Genomic DNA, 19,462 nt, shown 5'->3' on the forward strand with positions numbered 1-19,462 from the left:
GTCCGAGCGATTCACCGCGGCTATAAGCCCCAAATCCAAAAAAGGTTTTGGGCGTCTGTGAGATGGTTCATATGAGGGGCGCGCGAGCGTAGCTAGTAATACCGCACCGGACATTTCCCCTCTGGAATTGTCCAGTCAAAGCCGTCTGGATTGGCCTGGGTTGCTCGGGTTTTAGGCCAGTTCGATTTTGAGCTTTTACGCCCATGCGCCTCTGCTGGCCGAAAAAAAGCGTTCAAGGAAAAGTTGACTGCGTGCCGTTGGAACGGACGCAATGAAGTACTGCCTGCATTGATGTCTGAGTTTGGCACGTTTGAGAAATGCCCACGGCCCCTGCGCACGCAAAAAGCTAACGGAAGGGGAGTATCAGATGATCATCAAACGCAGCGTTCCATGGCATGCGCGCTCGACCCTGAGCAGGTCGGCCCACGTCATCGGACGGATCGGACTCGCTTTGATCGGGACCGCCTGTGGGCTGTTCGTTTCCGAGCTAGGCGCCCGCAGCATCGACCTGGTTTCGGTCGAAGCCATGCTCGCCATGATGCTTTACGGGGCCGCCGCCTTCTATCTCGGGATCGATCTGCCCCAGGTTCCTCCCGGTCACTACATGCACCTGCCGCCACGGCGCGGGCTAGGCACCAGTGCGGATATGTTGGAGCTGCTAACTGCGGCCGGCATTTTCCTCACCGCGGTGGCGGCGGTGGTGTCCATCTCAAGTATCGTTCTGGGTGAAGCCGTGGAAGCCAGCACGGCTGGGATCATATGTTTGGGTTGGGCAATCGGCGCTACCATGCAGATCGCCGCCGGCGTCATCGCGCGAATAAAGTTAGCTCGTGCCGTGAAAACGGCGACGCTCGCGCTCTTCTTCCGGTGAAAGGTCTGGATAATCTGCTAAGGGAGTTCGAACATGCCGCTCTATATGTATCAGGCAGCCTACACAGCAGAATCATGGGCAGCGCAAATGAAGAATCCGCAAAACCGCGTTGAATCCGTTGGACGGCAGGTGACAGAGGCCGTCGGAGGCAAAATGATCGGTGGTTGGTACTGCTTAGGCGAGTATGAAGTTATTCTGATCGCGGACGTGCCGAACATCGAGAGCATGGCTGCGATCGCCATAGCCATTGCGGCGGGTGGGGCAATCAAGTCCAGCCAAACCACCGCATTGATGACCGGGGCGGAACTTGTGGCGGCGCTGAAGAAGTCGGAGTCCGTCGTCAAAGGTTATAAGCCCGCCCGATAGAAACGTCGGGGTTCGATTACCTACATCCGCGTCGGTCCGGTCGGCCTTTCGGCGCTGTCATTTGAGGGGGCGACGTTTCTTCATGGTCCTTCTCAATGGTTCCTGACGCCGTCCCGTGTCAAGGTGTTAGGGATAGTCCCGACATGGTAGGCGCGGCGCCAAATGAACCCTCGTGAAGCAAAGCTGCCAGACTGATCGAGCGGCTTCATTCACGTCGTCCGTCCAAGAAAATAGCTGCTATAAATGGCTCTCAAAATTGGGAGCGACCGATGGCTGGAGCGATAAGGCCCTTTTGTATCGATGTCAGCGACGATGTGCTCGCCGACCTCAAAGAGCGATTGCGTCGCACCCGCTGGCCGGATGCGGAACTGGTCAGGGACTGGAGCCAAGGCGCTCCGCTGAAATGGATTAAAGATATCTGCCAATACTGGACGGACACGTATAACTGGCGTAGCCGCGAGACCCAACTTAATCGCTTTGACCAATTCACCAGTGAGATCGACGGGCTCGACATCCACTTCGTCCATGTGCGCTCGAAAGAGCCGTCAGCGCTGCCTCTTATAATCACCCATGGTTGGCCAGGCTCGATCGTCGAATTCCTGAAGGTGATCGAACCCTTGGTAGATCCCGCGGCGCATGGTGGTGATCCCGCTGACGCCTTTCATGTCGTGTGTCCGTCGCTGCCGGGGTTTGGTTTCTCGGCAAAACCGAGGACGACAGGCTGGGGCGTCGAACGCATTGGCGCGACATGGGCCGTGTTGATGGATCGCCTTGGCTATGCGCGTTATGGCGCGCAAGGGGGCGATTGGGGCTCAGCGGTGACGACTTCACTCGGCGCGCAAGACGACAAGCATTGCGCGGGCATTCACATCACGCTCGCATTCAACGCCGCGCCGAAGGTTGAGGGCGAGCCGACCGCGGAGAAAAAGCGGGCGCTTGCCGGCCTCAAGCACTATGTGGATCTGGACTCCGGCTACTCGAAGCAACAATCGACGCGGCCGCAGACACGCGGCTACGGGCTTACGGATTCACCGGCTGGACAGGCGGCCTGGATTTTGGAGAAATTCTGGGCTTGGACCGATTGCAACGGCCATCCCGAAAACATCTTCAGTAAAGACGAGTTGCTCGAGAACGTCATGCTTTATTGGGTGACAGCAAGCGCAACCTCTTCCGCGCGGCTGTATTGGGAAAGCTTTGGCAAGCGCCGGACCACGCCTGTTGTCAATGTGCCGATCGGTGTCGCAGTATTCCCCAAGGAGATCATCACGCCGGTGCGGCGCTGGATGGAGCCGAACTTCACGAATATCACGCACTGGAGCGAGATGGAAAAGGGTGGCCATTTCGCCGCCTTCGAGTAGCCAGAGTTGTTTGTGCGGGAGGTCCGGGCGTTCTTCCGGACTTTGCGATAGCCGGACACTCGTCATGCCCGCGCTTTGAGCCACGGCTCTCTCTCAGGGAAGCGGACGTCCAGCAGTAAGCGATCGGGTCGAATTGGTCATGGAATGGTCTTTTGCAAATGAGTTCGATAGCGCGGCGAGGCACCGAAGTGGTTGATACAACAGGAGCAAAAGGCCCGGGGATTTCCCGGACCTTGTCTTTGCCGCGATGTGTTGAGGAATTAGTATTCCATCCCGCCGCCCGGCATTGATGGAGTCTCGGGCTCTTTCTTCGGTATTTCGGCGACCATGGCCTCGGTGGTGATCAGGAGTCTGGCGATTGAACCCCGCATCAAGCAGACCATGTGGACGACCTCGATGATGCCCTTGGTTGTCAGGTTGCCGTACTCGCCGGTCTGCGCGTTCCGAAATTGTACTGTTCCTTGTCGAGGATTTTGCAGACGGCGACCGAGCCAACTTCGATCGGCGTCTGGACCCCAGGCCGGATAACAGAGAGCTATCTCGGCGCGGCAAAATCGATGCTTTCGAGAGTTCAGCCCGCAGGTCAATTTCTATACGCGCCAGTTCGTCGACGCTTTCTCGCCTTCCAACTTTGTCGCGACCGATCCCGAAGTGCTCGCCATGACTGTCGCAGCCGAATAGAGCTAATCGTTCATCATCGGTAGTGTCGTCCAGTGTCGTCGCTCCCGGTATTGCAATCGTGGAAGTCGCTCGCCCAGCTTGGGCCGATAGCAGTGACGTGACATCTTCGGGGGCCATCCGGCGAAAACGTCATGGCGAAGGACTTATGATAGGCCATCCTTCCTCGCCCGCCGCTGAATACCTTCAATTTCGGAAGTCGTTGGTTACATCGCCGGTTGCTGAATTCACTTGTTTGGAACAAGTTGCCAAGACGCCACAGCGATCGAGCGAATGACTTGAAGTGCATCATTCTCGTGGAAGCGCTCGCACTCGCAGCTTATTAGCTATGGAGGCGCGGAAGATGGCGTGTATGAAACCGGCCAAGTTGCCTTAACGAATTTATTGGAGTCAGCCACGACATGAACTTAGAAGGCCAAAGGTCAAGCTCTGATTATCGGACCGAACCCAATGAGGCGTCACACGGCTCCTCTGTTGAAGCTGAGGGGAACCAGCCACAACAGGGCAGCAAGCTACGCTTCGGATTTAGAGCAGATGATTATGTTGTCTACCCGGCTCACGGCGTCGGCAAAATTTTGACGATCGAAGAACAAACAATTGCGGGAGCTAATAGTCTAGAGTTCTTCGTTGTCTATTTCGCAAAGTCCAAGATGACGCTGCGCGCTCCTACGCGGAAAGCGGCAAACATCGGAATGCGCAAGCTGTCCGATCCGACCGCGATCCAACGCGTACGACAGACTTTAAGCCAGGCGCCATACAAGGCTCGGGGTAATTGGTCGCGACTGGCGCAAGAATATGCAAGCAAGATCAATTCGGGCGACATCATCGCCGTTGCGGAAGTGATGCGCGATCTTTATCGGCCCGCTCTCAATTCAAGCCAGAGTTATAGCGAACGGCAGCTTTACATATCGGCACTTGACCGCCTGTCCGGAGAAGTTGCTCTGGTCGAGGGCATTAGTGAGGAAGAAGCCGTCAGAGAACTCGAAGTTTTGGTGTCAACTGCGGGCAGGCGAAGCGCGTAGAGTGGTTCCGCCTCGGATGAATACCGGTTCTAAGATGCCGTCCGCGGCAGCTCGACCATCCCGCGGTTGGCAGACCTGAGCCATAGGGGAACTGGACAGTCATCTCGGGGCTACGGACCGATAAGCCAAATGCGGCTGGCGGCCCGCTCTTGGCGCAAGCGCACATTGGGTTACCTGGACGCGCACGTCTAAGAACTGCCCGACGTCCGGGCTCATGCATTACAAGCGTTGGAAATATATTGAGCCAAGGTCAGAACGGACGGAAGTGGCAAGAGAGAGATGCCATTGGCAGCGACAAGGCCGTTGCTGCGAATTACCCCTCCAATGTGAATCCGACTCGCAACACAACCTGGTAATGTCGTACGGTGCCCTCTTCGATATGGCCCCTGGTTTGCACGACTTCGAACCATTTCATCTCACGAATGGTCTTTGATGCGCGTGTTACGGCATTCTGGATCGCGTCTTCGATGCTCTTTTCGGAAGATCCCACGAGGTCCAGTATCTTGTAAACGTGGTCCTTCTCGGTTGCTGCCGCCATCTCAAACCTCCGTTGAATATCGTTGGCGCAGTCAGCCGCGGAAGAGAAGCCCGACGGCTTGGTAGCGCGCCGGGCCCTCCTTGGGAGCATCGCGGAGACTGAGTTCCACTCGCCCTCTGACCTATACGGGCGCAATTTTCGCAACCGCGCAAGTGGGGAGTCTCGCGACGCACAACGTCTGGCCGCGTCGCAAAAGACTTGCGACGATAATCGCGTTGCGGTCTCTCCTTTTACCCTCTGAGGTGCTGAGTCTCGTCGAAAGGCCTGCAGGCAGGAGGCCGACAAGGCGAAGGGAAGAGACATGACAGGCCAATCGACGCAAGCGACGTGGGATCCGCTCGTCCTCGCAGGGCAGCTTCAGAGAATTTCCCGACGGGGTGCTCTTAGACGATTGCGATAGGACGGTGCACGAATGCCGTCGTAAGGCGACGTCGTATCTATCTGCTGGTATGTGACAAGCTCGCCTGTGTCGCTGGCGGAGGTCTTGATCGGCCCGGGGCACAATTGACGGCGAGGTACGCATGCTCCGGCCCTCAGAGGCCCGCATGCTCGCACAGAGAGAATGCCGGGCCAGGCGGGGCGGGGTAAGCAGACAATCGGCGTTGGAGTGGGACCCCCCTATCGGCATCCAAAAGGGGCTCTACTCATATCTGGAACGGCCCGGGCTGCAAGATCTTTCTCTGATTGAACAAGTGATGATGGTGCCGTCATATGTTCGGCCTGTGAACGCGGCGCTGGCCGCTGGCCACGATGATGTCCGCGGAAGCAAGCGCCCAATCAATTTCTCGTGCTCGAAGCGCAGTGAGCAGGCGGTCTGTGCGGAAACAAGGCGACCGTTGTAAGCATGTCAGGCTTGCTGCAGTGAGGTTGACTGATCTACTTGCCCTGAATACGTGCAAGAGCCGCGTTTCCTGCCGGCTCAAACTTGGCCTTATCGTATGTAAAGGCGCCACGCCGGTTTCTTTTGCACTCTGCTCGTTGGGGAGGCACGCGGGGAAACGTCATGACACTGGATGACCTATTCGCGCGCGCAATCATGGACAGTCAGTTGATAAGAAACGGAACGGCGCTGGTTCTGGAACGGCAGCTCGCGAACACGCGCGAGGCGTTGCGATCCGCTCTCCTTGAGATGGCCGATGTACGGGCGGTTATCAGCGAAGATCGCAGGCGGCGCGCCGAACGTGGGCGTGACGCAGGTGGAAGGAACAGGGATGATGAGCACGCATCAGTTGCTTGCGGCGTGCGCCGATCGAGCGCATCATTGACAGGGTGTGGGGTTGGAGTTGGGAGACTTCAACCATGATCCTGCTCGATGAATACCTTGCGGCGCGAGAACTTGCGATTGAAATCGCCGCGCTCAGCGAGAGCACCGGCCGTGAGGTCGAGGAGATTTTCGCCACGGTTCTACAGCGCTGCGGGTCACCGGAGCTTGGTGGGTTATCGGAAGAGATCGTGGCAGCTGCGCAAATGGTCCGGGCTCGTATTGTCGGGCTGAGGCGTGATTTTCTTGAAATCGCCGACAAGAAGGGACGTCCGCATGATCAGGTGGACGAATGGCTGCGACAGGCGATTAAGGTGCTGCTCAACGAGGAACGATCGAGGTAGCCGAACGATCTCAACTGATCGGCTTGTACTTCTTCGCCGCCTTCTTCCGTCAGCAGCTTAACATCAGCGGCAGTATAAGGTTTGCGTGCGGGTGCCTTCTTGGTCGCTTTAGCCAATTGTGGTCTCCTGGAATTCGGGCGCTTTATTAATCGGCCAGGCATCAACTGGTTATAATCGATTCCTGCCTCAAACTCGCACACACGGGGTGTGTACTCGTAAAGGCGCCGCGTTGCTCGATTAAGCAGCGTCCTGTCTTTCGAATGCCGCTGGAATCGATCGGCGCTTGGCGGGCCCCATAGTCGCAACGGTTTAGCCGAACAGAGCGAGGTAAAAAATTGCTCCGCTCAGAGCCGCTGCGAGCGCCCAAATAGCGGGATCGAAGTTGTTGTCGGCCGGCCCAATCTGCATCGAACCATTTCTTTGAAGGCTCAATTCGAAAAGACGTCTAATTAGTGCCGCGGCTTTGGAGGACGCGGCGGCAGCAATTTTTCGCCAGCAGTTCGCGGGAAAAAGAAAATCGCGGGGCGACGTTCGTCGCGGTGGCGAGTCTATTCGACGGGTACAAGCTCTTTCGCCCACTCGGCCGCGAGATCCCTGATCCGTTCGAACTTGAGGGTGGCTCGCTTGCCCTTTCGGACGATTGTCGCCCGCTTGCGCTCATTGGGTGGTAAGATCATCGCTCTCGCCACTGCGGAGCGCAATTTCATTGTGCCGTGGTCGGTGAGGGTAACCAGCTCTTCGGGGTCTAGGGCCATTTTACACGCCTACGCTGACGGCCGGCTCAATAAGCCAGCCCGTGCCCCTCGACGCCCAATGTGTAACCTAGTCGCCGCCAGTTAAGGTTTGGTTGACCCAAAAGATTATTTTGGTTTCGGCCGAGCATGGTCCAGCTGAGCTTCAGGCACCTGAATCGCGGACTACCAGCCCCAATGACCAAGCTGGAACGCACGCCGATTTACGTCCACTTCCGGCGCAGATTGGCCGGGCGCGCCATCTCGGCAAGTGTCTCCCAATCGCTGACGAGCCAAAGCCAAGTCTCGCGATCGATTGGCTTCAACGCGCGCTCAGCGTTGCTCCGACACTCCTCGGCTTCGCGCCGATACCTGCTTCCGGCTGTCTCTGCTGTCATAGTGGGATCATCTAAGCGTTTGGTTTTGCGCGGAAAATCGTGATTGGACGCGCGCAGCGATATGCCATGGCCATGGGATTGCAGTGACGTGGGGCGCGCGCCAGCAGACGCCGGGCTCCAACTTGGATCGGCGTTGCTTGGCCCTCATTTTCGGTCGTCGGGATATGTCAGAGGTATGTGGCAACTCATACGCTCCAGGCGTTCGAGCGCTGCGTGCCGCTCGTGCTGAGCGAGCAGGAGCTGTGAGGCGATCAACTACATGTTGATCGGCATAATCGCGGCCGTGGTCCGAAGGACTACGACGATCGGCGCCGCCGGCCAGCGCAGGGCCTGGCCAAAGAGGGCTGAAGGCCGGTACAAGGGCCGCATAGAGGACGCAGAGCGCAATGACGCCGCCGGGCAAGCCTGGAGCTCTATACAGGCCGCCGCTGCAGCAGGGCTATCATCGCGAAGACGGCCAAGCGGCTGAAACCGGCCGCATAAGTCGCGCCCGCTCGCCTTGCTCCGCTGAAGTCGGTAACCTACAGTCCCGTTGGGCGGGCATTTTGTTGGCGGTCATGAGGATACCCAAGTCGCCGGCTGCCAGGTTCTTCCAAGCGCTTTCGTCAGTCGCGGGCATGCTCATGCTTGTGGGACTGATGGGTGCCGCTGTGTCCCTCGGCAGCGAATGCCTTTTCTGGCTCTACTTCAGTGATTGGCCAAACTGGTCAAATTTTCAGATCGGCGCGCCACTTCCTCCGACCGGGTTCGTCGATCTGGACCGGAGCGTGGCTCGCTTCCTCAATAGTCCGCTGTCTGCAAAGCTCTTTGTTGTCGCGTTGATTGGCGCGAGCGCAGCGTTGCTGCTCCAAATATTGACGGAGAGAGCCGACAAGAGCCGCTAAGCGGTCGCCGGGTCAATGGGAGCGAAGCACCGGGGCCTTGCAGGCAGGAGAGGCCTTGCGGCCCAAAGGAACGATCATCCCCAAGAGCTCGACTGCGGAACTTACGCCGCCTGTCGGCGCATTCATCTAGGCATGTGTTGTTCCGTGACAAGACTTGTCACGTTCGCACTCGCATCCGATAGCATGCTGCCGTTGGCGCACGCTGTGGCCGATACCGAGCTCGCTGAGGATCTGGCCGCTCAGGATCGCATCAAAGCCTGATCTCGGGGTCTAACACCGAGGCAAGCTTTGGGAGGATTGCGCGCGGGCGGGATCGCAATGGCTCCCGACGCCCTCGAAAAGACCTTGCGTTCACCGCTCATGTGCCGCCGGCCATGAAGGCATCAATGGCCCTCGACCTCGAGCCGGTAATCGGCTTGAGCTGCCTTGGCGCGGCGGCAAAGTCGTTGAATTGGGGAAAAAGCTCAATGTGCCCACGCCTGTGCAGGGCATGATGTACGCGCTGCTGGGCCGTACATCATGGGCGCGCCGAGCTGAGCCGCCGTCGCGCACGGGCAGACCGGTCGGTCCGCGGGCGGGACCGGTCGGTGACTGGTAAGTCCAGCTGATGTATTGCGTACGTTCCGGCGAGTGATCCTGTGGGCGAAAATCCGACGACGACCCTGTGCCGCGGGAGCGTATGTGCCTTGCACTGTAGCGTAAAAGCACTCAAACTTGCCGCGCATAAGCATAACGAGCGCGAGCGGGAGGAAGGCATGTGCCATCTATTTGCAAGCCAAAATCCAGACAGCTACGTCTATGAAACTCGCTCAATTCGGCTCAACGGTCAGAGTACGAGTATCAGGCTCGAAAGGATTTTCTGGAACATCCTCGAACAGATCGCAGCCTTGGAAGGCATGTCCGTACCCGTTTTTATCTCTACGTTGCACCGCGAAGTTCTGCTGATGTGGGGACCCGTTCCAAATTTTACTTCGCACTTGCGGTGCATCTGTCTTGTCGCCCTAGAGAAGCGGGCGACTGAATTGCGCGCACCCAACCTCCGAGCCAGCCGCCCCGATCCCGGGCGCCACGTAGTAGGCTGATAACACCAAACTCCTTTTCAACGACTTAGCTTCCTGAGGCTGGTGGAATTACGGCGCGGAACGAATTCGGTCGAAAACATGGCCAAGGTCATTCACACTATGGTTCGCGTGCTGGACGAGGCGCGGTCAGTTTCATTCTATGACAAGGCGTTCGGTCTGAAGGTCACGGAGCGACTCGACTTTCCCGGCTTCACGCTAGTCTACTTGTCGAACGAAGAGAGTCCGTTCGAGGTCGAGCTGACCATCAACAAGGGCCGCACCGCTGCCTATCAGCCGGGCGACGGCTACGGACATGTGGCGTTTACGGTTGATGATCTTGATCGCGAGCACGAGCGCTTTCGCGGGGCGGGCCTGTCGCCGCGGGACATTGTCAAATTCAACCGGGACGGCGAGCTGTTTGCTCGGTTTTTCTTCGTTCACGATCCCGACGGCTATAGCATCGAGGTTTTGGAGCGCCGCGGCCGCTACAAATGAATTGGCGCCAAACAGCGTGACAAAGAACGGAACGGGAGGAGAGGATATGAGCAGTGATCACGGGCGGCACGCGAACCAGGAAAGAGCAGTCAGTCGTCGCACGTTCTTGCGCCGGTCATCTGAAATCAGCTTTGCGGCTGCAGTAACGATCACGGCCGGTGGCGCAGTTCTCAACGCCGCCGAGGCATGGGCGCTTGACGTCAAGGCTCTGCAGCCACAAACGATGAAGACGCTGATCCTTGTTGCACGGGATATCTATCCGCACGACAAGGTCCCCGATCGATATTATGCCATCGCCATGAAATCCTACGACGAGAAGGCGGCGAGCGACCCCGCAACGAAGGCGCAGATTGAATCATTCATCGCGGGCCTGGATGCTGCTGCTGGCAAAGGCGGCTATGCCGGCCTCGGTTGGGAGTCCGAGCGCGTTGCTCTGCTCCGCGCCGTCGGCACTTCCCCGTTCTTTGAGACCATCCGGTCGGGGCTCCTCGTATCGCTCTATAACCAGCAGGAGGTGTGGCCGATTTTCGGCTACGAAGGCGAATCCTACTCGAAGGGGGGGTACATAAAGCGTGGCTTTGACGATGTCGATTGGATCTGAGCGGCCTCAAGGCCGCTGGTGCAAGAGAACCTGAAGAGGAAGATTCGATATGGCCACAACATTCAACCAAAACGATGACAGCGTCGTCGTGATCATCGGCTCCGGGGCGGGTGGTGGAACGCTGGGCAACGAGCTTGCGCAAAAAGGCATCAACGTCGTCGTGCTCGAGGCCGGAGAACGGCATGAATACGACGATTTCGTCAACGATGAGTGGGCGAGCTTCACCCAGTTGGCGTGGAAGGATCCGCGCACGACCTCGGGAAGTTGGCGCGTATCGAAGGATTTCCCGACGCTGCCGGCGTGGATCGTCAAGGCGGTCGGCGGTTCGACCACCCACTGGGCCGGCGCATCGCTTCGATTCCAGGATCACGAATTTAAGACGGCGACGGTATATGGTCGGATTCCAGGCGCCAACCTGCTCGACTGGCCCGTCACGCTCGCCGAGCTTGAACCATACTACGCGCGCGCCGAGGAAAAGATGGGTGTGACGCGTACCGGAGGCCGGCCGGGTCTTCCGGGTAATAACAACTTTAAGATCATGAAAGCCGGCGCGGATAAGCTCGGCTACAAGGAGTGCCATACCGGAAATATGGCAATCAATTCGGTCGAGCGCGACAACCGCAATTCATGCCAGCAGACGGGGTTCTGCTTCCAGGGCTGCAAATGGGGCGCCAAATGGTCGACCCTCTACACCGAAATCCCGAAGGGCGAGGCCACCGGCAAGATGGAGGTGCGTCCGCAATCCCAGGTCGCGCGCATCGAGCATGATGCGAGCGGCAAGGTGACAGGCGTCATCTATTTCGATAAGGACGGTAGGGAGCAACGGCAAAAGGCCCGCGTTGTGGCGATCGCTGGCAATTCAATCGAAAGCCCTCGCCTGTTGCTGAATTCCGCCTCCTCGAAATTCCCTGACGGCCTCGCCAATTCCTCCGGCCAGGTCGGCCGCAACTACATGCGGCATATGACGGGCTCGGTCTACGCAATCTTCGACAAGCCGGTGCATATGTACCGCGGAACGACGATGGCTGGAATCATTCGCGATGAGGGGCGGCACGATCCTGGCCGCGGTTTCGTAGGCGGCTACGAGATGGAAACGCTGTCACTCGGCCTGCCGTTCATAGTGGCCTTCCTCAATCCGGGTGCTTGGGGCCGCGAGTTTACAAGCGCGATAGACCTTTATAGCAACATGGCGGGGATGTGGCTCGTCGGCGAGGACATGCCGCAAGAGACCAACCGGATCACACTCAGCAACGTCAAGGACCAATATGGCCTGCCTGTCGCAGATGTGCATTTTGATGATCATCCGAATGACATCGCGATGCGCAGTCACGCCTACAAACAGGGCGCGGCGATCTATGATGCAGTCGGTGCGACGCGGACTTTCCCAACCCCTCCTTATCCGTCCACGCACAATCTCGGCACCAACCGGATGAGCGCCAATCCCCGCGATGGCGTTGTCAACAAGTGGGGTCAGACGCACGACATCAAAAATCTGTTTGTGTCTGATGGAAGCCAGTTTACGTCGGGGGGCGCCGAAAACCCGACGCTGACAATCGTCACGTTGGCTATCCGGCAGGCAGAATACATTGCCGATCAGATGAAGATGAAGGCGATCTAACCTAAGCCCCAGTCTAGGTTTCCAGAAGAGTTGGGTAACTGCAATGCCTGGGCGCACGCGCTCCGTGACTATCCTCCCGCGCGTTTTAGGATCATGCTGGTGACACTCAGAATTGCGGTGAGTCCAATAGCCATTGTCGAGTCATTCGGTGCGAGATCGGCGACCTCAGGATTTAATAGCGGCGGCATGGGACCTTGATCCAACTTGCCGACGAACCGGATGTCCGCACAGTTGGCGGGATTTGCCGGATTCAGAATACTGGTGCAGACTGCTGCCTTGTTTGCAAGGAGCCGGGCAAGAGCCATGATAAAAGTAAGTGTTATGTATCCAAATACCCCTGCGGCCCGCTTCGATTTTGACTATTACCAGAACAAGCATATGCCGCTGGTGAAGGCTCGATTGGGGGACGCTTGCAAATCTTGTGGTATCGATAAGGGTCTTGCTGGGGAAGATCCCCGTGCTCCAGCGACGTACATCGCGATCGGCCACGTTCTGGGCGAGTCCATCGAGGCCCTTGAGGCTGCCTACACACCTCACGCTGATGAAATCATGGGCGACATCCCAAAGTTCACCAATATCACTCCGGTTGTTCAGGTCAGCGAAGTTTTGCTCTAGAGAATGGTCATGAGCGATTGTGACGATTTCCGGTGTGCGCGCCGACAAAGTCGCATTACTGAATCTGGTGTTCACCAACTTGAAGACCTGGCTGATCGGCACCCATCACGGCGTTAGCTCGCCGCACCTGCAAGCCTACCTCAACGAGTTTCCCTTCCGATTTAATCGACGTTTCTATCCGTTCAACGCCTTCCGCTCTCCGCTCGGCATCGCTGGCGAAGCTGCCGCGCCCACTTACGAAGCGCTTTATTCGGGTGAATGGCGCCACCCTGCATGTCGCGGCGATGGGTGAAAACCGAATAGCCATGCTTCTTCTTATTATTCATTCGACCCGATCTATTATTCAATCGACCCGACATCTCTGCGGACGCGGTGGAGGAAGGACCGAAACCGGCCCTTTACCGAGAGCCAGATGGCGAGGACAAGGACGCGCCAATGCTCAACCAGGGCGCGCGTTGGTGGTCGGCCTGAATGAGGTGCGCTCGAGCGGCGGACTGCGAATCTACAGGTAGGAACTCGTCCTCCTGCGCGCTCGGCCCCCAGTTGCGAATCCGGTGCAGACAAACCCCCGCCGGGGTTGCGACGATCCGACGGGGCCTGCGCGGATCGGGACGTGATCGGGGAATCGAGACGCAGTGATCACGCCTAACAGCACCGCGCGCTGCATCGAAACGCCGTTTCGGATTGTCGGCAAGCTGAATTGTTGGGCAACAGGTGCGTTGTTACCGAAGGGTTCTGCCTCAAGTTCAATTGTGAACAGACCCGCGCCGTGCTCCCGCGTTAGGCATGGGTCAGCTCTGGCGAATGTAGGGTGCCAGAGTACTCGCTACTGGCCCCGTTCGCGTTCCCACAACCGCGACGGGGACCTTTTTCGTCAGGCAAACAGCGCCGCGCCGGCCTCGGTGAAGCGGACACAGGTGCCGCTCTTGTGTAGCTCAAGTCTAGATCCTGCCGTCCTGGATGGGCTCGAATGCGTTGGCGAGCTCCAGCAGCTTGCGCGCCGCGGCTTCTCGGTCGGCAAACGGGCGCGGCTGGACGAATTCATGCGGTCTCCATATGCGCGGCGTAGATGTGCTGCACCGCGCCTCTGATGTTGATCTCGGCGCGGCAGAAGCACAGGGATCGACCATCCGGCAGCTGTGTCGGCATGCGGCTTCCTGCGTTGGCGTATTTCCAAGCTCTAAAGGCGCGTTCTCGCCGATTGGCAACATAGCCGGCTCCGCCAGGCGAGCGACCAACGTGTGTTAAATGCTGAAGCAGACGGCCCCAAGTTGCCCGCGCGCAGATCGTCCTACACATCACCTCAGGGCCGAGTCGGCGGCGGGCCTTTGACACTCATCTCGCGCGCCAAATGGGTTCTTACTTCGATAGCCATGCTCGCATCTGATCCCGATCCTCCACCGTCCACACTATCATCGGTCCGTTGATCAATCGCGCTGAAACCTTCAGGCCCTTCTTCACGAGCGTTCGCGCCAGGATCTGCGCTTCGCCGACGTCGCGGCAATCGACCACTCGGTCGGCATAGAGGACCTGCCAGCGTCCGGCCTGGACGGCCGGCTCGTTGGCGCGATCTTCGGAAGACAGGAGCTTTCCCAGAGCGGCCTGCGCGGCTTGCCTCGATAGCTTGCTGAGCTTTCGATTGTTAAGGGTCGCGGGCCCTCGCGCAGCGCGATCCCAGACCATCCAGTCGCCGGCACTTCCTGCCCTGATAAGAAAGCGAGGCATGGAGCCGACCTTCAGAGTGCGCGAAAGCAGACGAAGGTGTGCTCAACGACTTGGTGGGCGACCAACTGGTTCATCTTAAAAGCCTTGCCGCAATTTCGGCATTCAAATCAAAAAGTCCTGCTTGTTCCGTGTCCAAAGCCGCAAGCATTTTAAGGAGCTGCTTACGGCTCGGCTGGGCGCGGAATGCGGAAAAAGGTCGGCGGGCGTCACACCGCCGACCTTCTCTTGCAGCTGCCGGCTCGGGGGCGGCCGTCCGGTTCCGCTGCACTTCATTGAGGAGAGCGTGCTATCACATGATTAACGACTGCTTAACCAAATCGGGCGAGGTCGAGGCCTTTCCTGGGCGAGGGCGCGACCGGATGAGTTATCCTGGTCGGCAACTCAGAACCAATCGAGGGGCTTCGCCAGTGATCTTGTGGACACACGCCGTCGTTGGTGGGACGAGCCTGTTTCCTTCGCATCCAATACTCGCGATCATCGGCGGTTTGCGAGCCACTTCGCAATCGACGCTATACCGCATTGGGATTAACCGCTTCGATCAATCAAGGTCGGCAAGGGCGCACAACGGGCGCGTTGAGATGAGCCGAACCGTACTCCTCGATTGATCTGCATCGGAGTTGGTGCATGTGCAGGCATTGCACTTGCCATCTGGGTCTTCGCTGGCCCTGCCGCGGCCTGGGTTGTTGCTCTAACCGCCCGCTGGAATGGTCCCCGATGCTCTCCAGTTCGTTCACAGCATTTATCTTCGAGAGCCCCTCGTGCTGCTCCAACGCTTCCGTGCGTGGATCCCCTCCAAGAAGAAGCTGACGTGGAGGCTCGGTGTTAGTTCTCCCAGTTTTCGCCGTCGCGGTGGCTGCGCTCACCACCGCTTTCCATTGAGCGATGATCGCTTAGCGATCCTTTGACCCAAACTCGCCTGACAGCATAGAACGTTGGCGTAAAACGAGCCCGCTCCCGAATGCTGAGGCTTACCTCGACATGAAGACGTTCAGTGACGACCAGCGACAAGCGGTCAGCTTCTGGATCAAGCAAGCCCGCGCCGATGATGGGCCGTACTCGGTAAACTAGCACGAGCTAAACTGCGGCGCGCTCAGATGCGTTTGTTGTCGTCCACGCGGTACGATGCTTCTGGCGCCGTCGTTAGCAGCCGTAACGGTGCCGGTTGGACGACTATTGTCCCGGATACGCTGGGCGAGAGCTTCGGGTTCGTTGATTTCGAAGGCGTATTGAGGTGAATAGCCGCCGATCATTCGCTCCGGCGCCGCCGTTTAGCGTCCTTCTTCCAGCGAAGTAAGTAGAGAAGCGCGCCCAGGAGCATGAACGCCCATGCGGCCGCTCCCATCATTCTCAATGCGATGCTTCGCCGCTGCATACTGCGATCCGACAAGTTCGGCGGGGACGTCGCGGGGCGGCGACGTCCCCTAATCCTGCGGGCGCTAATGTCGGGGGCGTAAAAGCCCGCATGACCGGGTGCAACCTTACTGCGGTTCGTGGCGTAGACAACGCGAGCCTGAAGTTAAGCTTGATGGCCGCCTGAGAGGTTAAACGTGGAACTCCGGCTGGAAGCGGCTCTTGATCGATCAGGCGATCCGACGAGACGCCTTATTCGTCGTGCATAAGCTTGAAAAGGCGTTCCGGGGGCGGAGCGAGCGAATTGGCTTTAAGGCGCAGCAGCACGGCGCCATGCCGGCGCCCCGGTTACTGGAGGAGCGTGTGGGTTTTCCGCAATCTCTTCTGTATTGCTGCGAGCTGCTGCGCCCTCTGAGGGGTCATGCCTTTCCGACTGCGCTCGCCGAGAGCAACGCGCCAGCCTTCTTTCGGATCAGGGACCACCGCGAACGTGACATTGTCCATAGAAGCGCCCCCTTCGATCATTTGCTCACGAATGAGCCAGCACAATCAACACTTGAAATTCGCTTTTTAGCCATCGGTCCATTCACGCGCGCAAATCACAGAAGCGCTTTCTGATAACTTGCATAGAGAAAAATACCCCGGAAGCAACTCCAGCGCCTATCGGCCAGGAAGGGATCGGTTCTTCATCAGCCGAATTCAATACCGCCCCGATCGCCTTTGCGCCAGACCAAACGGCAAGAAAACGATGTTCGAAACCTGTCGAATGACAGCATGAATTCCGTCGGCAGCAATGTAAAAGCCCTCCAGGTTCAGGCCCGCTCCAAGAGCGGTTAGATCGCGAAGGGCGCACGGCTGATGGGTGATCTGACCCGGTAGTGAAAGCAGCACCGTCTGTCGGACGAGCTTGCGTTCAGCTCGCCGTCGATCAACGCCGTCCCATTCGTCGTTGTCAATAATCGCGGAGGTAGCGGACATCGGCGGCTCGTTTCGCCTTTTCAAAGCTCAGTGCTCATCGAAGCCCGTGAGGGGTTTGTAAATCCACTGTCGGCCGTCATGTCGGCGCCAGACAATGCCCCAGACGAGCTGGCCGTCTATCGCGCGCCTCGGTATGATGATCCGTCGGACGTGCCAGACCTGAGCCCATGCGGGCCGCGAGCTGTCATCAAGATCATCATCGGCAACGCGGAACGCGCTCGAGTGCATATTCAACCTTTTACTTCGGAAGAAAGGAGCCGCCGCTCGTAGTATACTTCGTGCGGCAGCTCCTCCAGGAGCCACGACGAAAGGCAATTTTCGGCGGCTCATCCTTTAGGCACGCGACGACACGTTGCAACCGAACTCTGCTGTTAAGATTGATGGGCGGGATGTCGGTTAAATCTGGAACCGACGCGACCACGGGCGGCTTAACGATGCACCAAAGGCGGATCGACGCGCCGCCGAGAACGGCGTTCTGGATCGCGAAAGGCCGCCGGCGAGAGCTCTCGACTACAGCTCCCGACCCACTGCAGGATGCTTCCGGTTTTTGACTTTCACCCATTCCGGCGAGCGTCCGGCACGATGGGGCCGATCGGCTCGCTTCGAGACCAAGCCCTCAAGCCCCATGTCGCAGGCGGCCGGAATAGATCGGGACCAATCTCTCCCTGATCGAAAGGTGCGACAGAGATGCCGTCCAATGAGGGGGCGACAAGTTGTTCAAGGTTGGTCTTGCGCATCGAGAGCGGCAGATGCCGGGTATCCTCGCCAGCGACTGCCAGGCAGTCGAAGGCATAGAGCTGCACCTCGGCGTCGCGCTTTCGGGAGTGCAGGGCATTGAAATCGGGGATGCCGTCGGCGCACAGCACGACGGCCTCGCGGTCGACCACGAAACGCTTCTGCCTGCTTTTCAGCGCGCTCTCTACGATCCACGGATAGCGTCCGGTGCAGTCGTTGCCTTTACGCGTGATCAGGCGCACCGGTTGTCCTCACGGACGACGATCAGGCGGTAATCTGCATCAGTTGCCAGCCGCTGATCGGGCTGTTTGCCCTCTGCAAGGAGACAATCAAGTCCCGCCTTTGCTCTTTAAGCTGAACGAGCGGAAGCCCGTGATCAACCAATTGGTTCATTGGAAATCACCGTCGCAATCTCGGTATTTAAAGCAAAAAGATATTCTTCTTCGATTGCGGAAACCTCGAACATTTTAACAGGGTTCTTTGCGGCGGCGGAGGCGAGAAAATGGCCGGCGGGCATCACGCCGCCGGCCATCGGCTGCGCTACCTAAGGCTGGGGGCGGATTCGGCAGCGCTGCACTCCAGTGAGGGGAGCGTGCTATCACATGTTTAACGACCGCTTAACCAAATCGGGCGAGGTCGAGGCCTTTCCTGGGCAAGACGCATCACGATGCTTACGCTCCTTTAAGCGTATAGCCTCATGCTCGTTGGATAGTAATTCGCGCCTTTTCGACATTAGGTCCTTTGCATGTTGAAGCTGCCAACGCACTACGAGCGGCAATTGATGCAGCATCTCCGCGGCCGTGGCTGGGTGAATGCTCGCGCGCTCCCGCCGGTCAATCGAACAATCGAGAACTTGTTGAACAAAGGTTGGATCGAAAGCATCGGCGCCGGTCCCGACCTGTCTTACGGCCTCACAGACCTGGGGATGGCGGCTAAGACTGCACCGATTCCTTCATATGGAAGAAAGCAAAGCGAGGAGGGTGAGGCGAGTTCTCGATGCTGACCGACGGACACTATATGGCATGGTTCAAAACCAAGCTTGGTGAGGGCACGGGGAGGGTGTTGCTCCAGAATGGCATGATCTCCGGCGCCGACACAGTCATCAGCTATAGCGGATCGTACCAAGTCGACGGCACTCGGTTTGCTGCGGTGCTTAAGACGTCGAGGCACGCGCCGGGACAGCCCTCGGTCTTTGGGGTCGACGAGGTCGAGATAAAGTTGGTCGGCACCGCGACGGGCAACTTCGCGACCTGTTCAGGCGAGGTCGAGGAAGTGCCGGGGATGCTATTCGATGTCACCTTGATGCCGGTGAAAGCAGAGGCAGATCGGCCGCCCGAACGAACGTATAACCCGGCTGATTTCCATCCAGAGCGGCTGCCGAAGGGAAAATTTCGGTAGGCGCGCTGACAGCACATTTTTGGTATGACAACGGCAGTCGCCGATGCCACCGCGCATTTATGACCGAACCTCTACGTCAACGACAGATGCCGAGCCCAGTCGTGCCAGTCCGGCTTCGATCTGCGCGATCTCCTCTTCCATCACGCCTGCCGCTCTGCCTACGTCGAAATAGCCGCCGATTTGCGCTCTTAGCTGTGCGAGCACGTTTTCGCGATGTGCCTTCAATTCGCGAGCGCGCCACGATCGTTCAAGATATGGCCATTAATAATCTGCTCAAGGACCAATGACATACGCAAGAGCTATCGCTAAATTTTGGTGACGGCCTGGCCGGTCAGGCGGCGGCGGTTATGGGCTGACGGTCAGTCGGTTTAGCGATGACCTCGATCCCGTCGTTGAATGTCACACCGAGCACGAGTTTTGGCAACTGGTTGTGGC

General features: G+C 58.2%; 21 protein-coding genes and 2 pseudogenes. 16 read left to right on the plus strand and 7 right to left on the minus strand.

Features of this window, described 5'->3' with window-relative positions:
• Window positions 1-367: 367 nt before the first annotated feature.
• The 3 genes from VFB05_RS29770 (at window position 368) to VFB05_RS29780 (ending at window position 2,595) form a co-directional block, all read left to right on the plus strand.
• On the plus strand, window positions 368-871 hold the full coding sequence (locus VFB05_RS29770; RefSeq protein WP_325019303.1) for a hypothetical protein: 504 nt from the start codon (window positions 368-370) through the stop codon (window positions 869-871).
• A 33-nt stretch (window positions 872-904) separates the two neighbouring features.
• The gene (locus tag VFB05_RS29775; protein WP_325019305.1) at window positions 905-1,237 is read left to right on the plus strand and encodes a GYD domain-containing protein; all 333 of its coding nucleotides are present in this window, start codon (window positions 905-907) and stop codon (window positions 1,235-1,237) included.
• 269 nt (window positions 1,238-1,506) lie between these two features.
• Complete coding sequence (locus VFB05_RS29780; protein ID WP_325019307.1) at window positions 1,507-2,595, plus strand: epoxide hydrolase family protein; 1,089 nt, start codon at window positions 1,507-1,509, stop codon at window positions 2,593-2,595.
• A gap of 260 nt (window positions 2,596-2,855) precedes the next feature.
• Here VFB05_RS29780 and groEL read toward each other — a convergent pair.
• Window positions 2,856-3,094, minus strand: a pseudogene (gene groEL, locus VFB05_RS29785) (chaperonin GroEL); the annotation flags it as partial.
• A 38-nt stretch (window positions 3,095-3,132) separates the two neighbouring features.
• Between groEL and VFB05_RS29790 the strand changes: the two are divergent.
• Both VFB05_RS29790 and VFB05_RS29795 read left to right on the plus strand, forming a co-directional pair.
• Window positions 3,133-3,276, plus strand: coding sequence for a hypothetical protein (locus VFB05_RS29790; protein WP_325019340.1), 144 nt, complete (start codon window positions 3,133-3,135; stop codon window positions 3,274-3,276).
• A 398-nt stretch (window positions 3,277-3,674) separates the two neighbouring features.
• Window positions 3,675-4,295 carry a CarD family transcriptional regulator gene (locus VFB05_RS29795; protein WP_325019309.1) on the plus strand — a complete coding sequence of 207 codons (621 nt, stop codon included), beginning with the start codon at window positions 3,675-3,677 and terminating at the stop codon, window positions 4,293-4,295.
• A 313-nt stretch (window positions 4,296-4,608) separates the two neighbouring features.
• Here the strand turns inward: VFB05_RS29795 and VFB05_RS29800 are convergent, their stop codons facing one another.
• Both VFB05_RS29800 and VFB05_RS29805 read right to left on the minus strand, forming a co-directional pair.
• Complete coding sequence (locus VFB05_RS29800; RefSeq protein ID WP_325019312.1) at window positions 4,609-4,833, minus strand: dodecin; 225 nt, start codon at window positions 4,831-4,833, stop codon at window positions 4,609-4,611.
• Between the two features lie 1,018 nt (window positions 4,834-5,851).
• Window positions 5,852-6,055 (minus strand): hypothetical protein, encoded by a 204-nt coding sequence (locus VFB05_RS29805; RefSeq protein ID WP_325019313.1) that lies wholly within the window; start codon window positions 6,053-6,055, stop codon window positions 5,852-5,854.
• 77 nt (window positions 6,056-6,132) lie between these two features.
• Here VFB05_RS29805 and VFB05_RS29810 point away from each other — a divergent pair, with 77 nt between their 5' ends.
• The 9 genes and pseudogenes from VFB05_RS29810 to VFB05_RS29845 form a co-directional block, all read left to right on the plus strand.
• Window positions 6,133-6,438 carry a hypothetical protein gene (locus VFB05_RS29810; protein ID WP_325019315.1) on the plus strand — a complete coding sequence of 102 codons (306 nt, stop codon included), beginning with the start codon at window positions 6,133-6,135 and terminating at the stop codon, window positions 6,436-6,438.
• A 1,515-nt stretch (window positions 6,439-7,953) separates the two neighbouring features.
• Window positions 7,954-8,451: a hypothetical protein gene (locus tag VFB05_RS29815; protein ID WP_325019317.1), complete on the plus strand. Its 498-nt coding sequence runs from the start codon at window positions 7,954-7,956 to the stop codon at window positions 8,449-8,451.
• Between the two features lie 451 nt (window positions 8,452-8,902).
• Complete coding sequence (locus tag VFB05_RS32280; protein ID WP_414643338.1) at window positions 8,903-9,049, plus strand: hypothetical protein; 147 nt, start codon at window positions 8,903-8,905, stop codon at window positions 9,047-9,049.
• Window positions 9,050-9,206: 157 nt separating this feature from the next.
• Window positions 9,207-9,533: a ribbon-helix-helix domain-containing protein gene (locus tag VFB05_RS29820; protein ID WP_325019319.1), complete on the plus strand. Its 327-nt coding sequence runs from the start codon at window positions 9,207-9,209 to the stop codon at window positions 9,531-9,533.
• A gap of 78 nt (window positions 9,534-9,611) precedes the next feature.
• The gene (locus tag VFB05_RS29825; RefSeq protein WP_325019321.1) at window positions 9,612-10,007 is read left to right on the plus strand and encodes a VOC family protein; all 396 of its coding nucleotides are present in this window, start codon (window positions 9,612-9,614) and stop codon (window positions 10,005-10,007) included.
• 46 nt (window positions 10,008-10,053) lie between these two features.
• Complete coding sequence (locus VFB05_RS29830; RefSeq protein WP_325019323.1) at window positions 10,054-10,608, plus strand: gluconate 2-dehydrogenase subunit 3 family protein; 555 nt, start codon at window positions 10,054-10,056, stop codon at window positions 10,606-10,608.
• Window positions 10,609-10,657: 49 nt separating this feature from the next.
• Window positions 10,658-12,226: a GMC family oxidoreductase gene (locus VFB05_RS29835; protein WP_325019325.1), complete on the plus strand. Its 1,569-nt coding sequence runs from the start codon at window positions 10,658-10,660 to the stop codon at window positions 12,224-12,226.
• Between the two features lie 219 nt (window positions 12,227-12,445).
• Window positions 12,446-12,841, plus strand: coding sequence for an EthD family reductase (locus VFB05_RS29840; protein ID WP_325019327.1), 396 nt, complete (start codon window positions 12,446-12,448; stop codon window positions 12,839-12,841).
• A 55-nt stretch (window positions 12,842-12,896) separates the two neighbouring features.
• Window positions 12,897-13,133, plus strand: a pseudogene (locus tag VFB05_RS29845) (transposase); the annotation flags it as partial.
• 1,067 nt (window positions 13,134-14,200) lie between these two features.
• On the opposite strand, the gene VFB05_RS29850 reads toward VFB05_RS29845, so the two are convergent.
• Window positions 14,201-14,566, minus strand: coding sequence for a hypothetical protein (locus VFB05_RS29850; RefSeq protein ID WP_325019328.1), 366 nt, complete (start codon window positions 14,564-14,566; stop codon window positions 14,201-14,203).
• A 1,572-nt stretch (window positions 14,567-16,138) separates the two neighbouring features.
• Between VFB05_RS29850 and VFB05_RS29855 the strand changes: the two genes are divergently transcribed.
• Window positions 16,139-16,534, plus strand: coding sequence for a hypothetical protein (locus tag VFB05_RS29855; RefSeq protein WP_325019330.1), 396 nt, complete (start codon window positions 16,139-16,141; stop codon window positions 16,532-16,534).
• A gap of 81 nt (window positions 16,535-16,615) precedes the next feature.
• Here the strand turns inward: VFB05_RS29855 and VFB05_RS29860 are convergent, their stop codons facing one another.
• The 3 genes from VFB05_RS29860 to VFB05_RS29870 form a co-directional block, all read right to left on the minus strand.
• Window positions 16,616-16,894: a hypothetical protein gene (locus tag VFB05_RS29860; protein ID WP_325019332.1), complete on the minus strand. Its 279-nt coding sequence runs from the start codon at window positions 16,892-16,894 to the stop codon at window positions 16,616-16,618.
• Between the two features lie 554 nt (window positions 16,895-17,448).
• A complete protein-coding gene (locus VFB05_RS29865; RefSeq protein WP_325019334.1) occupies window positions 17,449-17,871 on the minus strand; it encodes a hypothetical protein in 423 nt (140 codons plus the stop codon).
• Between the two features lie 134 nt (window positions 17,872-18,005).
• Window positions 18,006-18,161: a hypothetical protein gene (locus VFB05_RS29870; RefSeq protein ID WP_325019336.1), complete on the minus strand. Its 156-nt coding sequence runs from the start codon at window positions 18,159-18,161 to the stop codon at window positions 18,006-18,008.
• Window positions 18,162-18,625: 464 nt separating this feature from the next.
• Here VFB05_RS29870 and VFB05_RS29875 point away from each other — a divergent pair, with 464 nt between their 5' ends.
• Window positions 18,626-19,027 carry a hypothetical protein gene (locus VFB05_RS29875; RefSeq protein ID WP_325019338.1) on the plus strand — a complete coding sequence of 134 codons (402 nt, stop codon included), beginning with the start codon at window positions 18,626-18,628 and terminating at the stop codon, window positions 19,025-19,027.
• Window positions 19,028-19,462: the final 435 nt, after the last annotated feature.

The organism is Bradyrhizobium sp., assembly GCF_035652035.1.
Lineage (GTDB): Bacteria > Pseudomonadota > Alphaproteobacteria > Rhizobiales > Xanthobacteraceae > Bradyrhizobium.

Excerpts from the sequence above, each read along its gene's own strand:
- VFB05_RS29875 (WP_325019338.1), top strand. The coding sequence starts at position 18,626 with ATGCTGACCGACGGACACTATATGGCATGGTTCAAAACCAAGCTTGGT.
- VFB05_RS29850 (WP_325019328.1), bottom strand. The coding sequence starts at position 14,566 with ATGCCTCGCTTTCTTATCAGGGCAGGAAGTGCCGGCGACTGGATGGTC.
- VFB05_RS29795 (WP_325019309.1), top strand. The coding sequence starts at position 3,675 with ATGAACTTAGAAGGCCAAAGGTCAAGCTCTGATTATCGGACCGAACCC.
- VFB05_RS29820 (WP_325019319.1), top strand. The coding sequence starts at position 9,207 with ATGTGCCATCTATTTGCAAGCCAAAATCCAGACAGCTACGTCTATGAA.
- VFB05_RS29780 (WP_325019307.1), top strand. The coding sequence starts at position 1,507 with ATGGCTGGAGCGATAAGGCCCTTTTGTATCGATGTCAGCGACGATGTG.
- VFB05_RS29770 (WP_325019303.1), top strand. The coding sequence starts at position 368 with ATGATCATCAAACGCAGCGTTCCATGGCATGCGCGCTCGACCCTGAGC.
- VFB05_RS29825 (WP_325019321.1), top strand. The coding sequence starts at position 9,612 with ATGGCCAAGGTCATTCACACTATGGTTCGCGTGCTGGACGAGGCGCGG.
- VFB05_RS29775 (WP_325019305.1), top strand. The coding sequence starts at position 905 with ATGCCGCTCTATATGTATCAGGCAGCCTACACAGCAGAATCATGGGCA.
- VFB05_RS29810 (WP_325019315.1), top strand. The coding sequence starts at position 6,133 with ATGATCCTGCTCGATGAATACCTTGCGGCGCGAGAACTTGCGATTGAA.
- VFB05_RS29840 (WP_325019327.1), top strand. The coding sequence starts at position 12,446 with ATGTCCGCACAGTTGGCGGGATTTGCCGGATTCAGAATACTGGTGCAG.
- VFB05_RS29815 (WP_325019317.1), top strand. The coding sequence starts at position 7,954 with ATGACGCCGCCGGGCAAGCCTGGAGCTCTATACAGGCCGCCGCTGCAG.
- VFB05_RS29800 (WP_325019312.1), bottom strand. The coding sequence starts at position 4,833 with ATGGCGGCAGCAACCGAGAAGGACCACGTTTACAAGATACTGGACCTC.
- VFB05_RS29830 (WP_325019323.1), top strand. The coding sequence starts at position 10,054 with ATGAGCAGTGATCACGGGCGGCACGCGAACCAGGAAAGAGCAGTCAGT.
- VFB05_RS29835 (WP_325019325.1), top strand. The coding sequence starts at position 10,658 with ATGGCCACAACATTCAACCAAAACGATGACAGCGTCGTCGTGATCATC.
- VFB05_RS29860 (WP_325019332.1), bottom strand. The coding sequence starts at position 16,894 with ATGTCCGCTACCTCCGCGATTATTGACAACGACGAATGGGACGGCGTT.
- VFB05_RS29870 (WP_325019336.1), bottom strand. The coding sequence starts at position 18,161 with ATGGCCGGCGGCGTGATGCCCGCCGGCCATTTTCTCGCCTCCGCCGCC.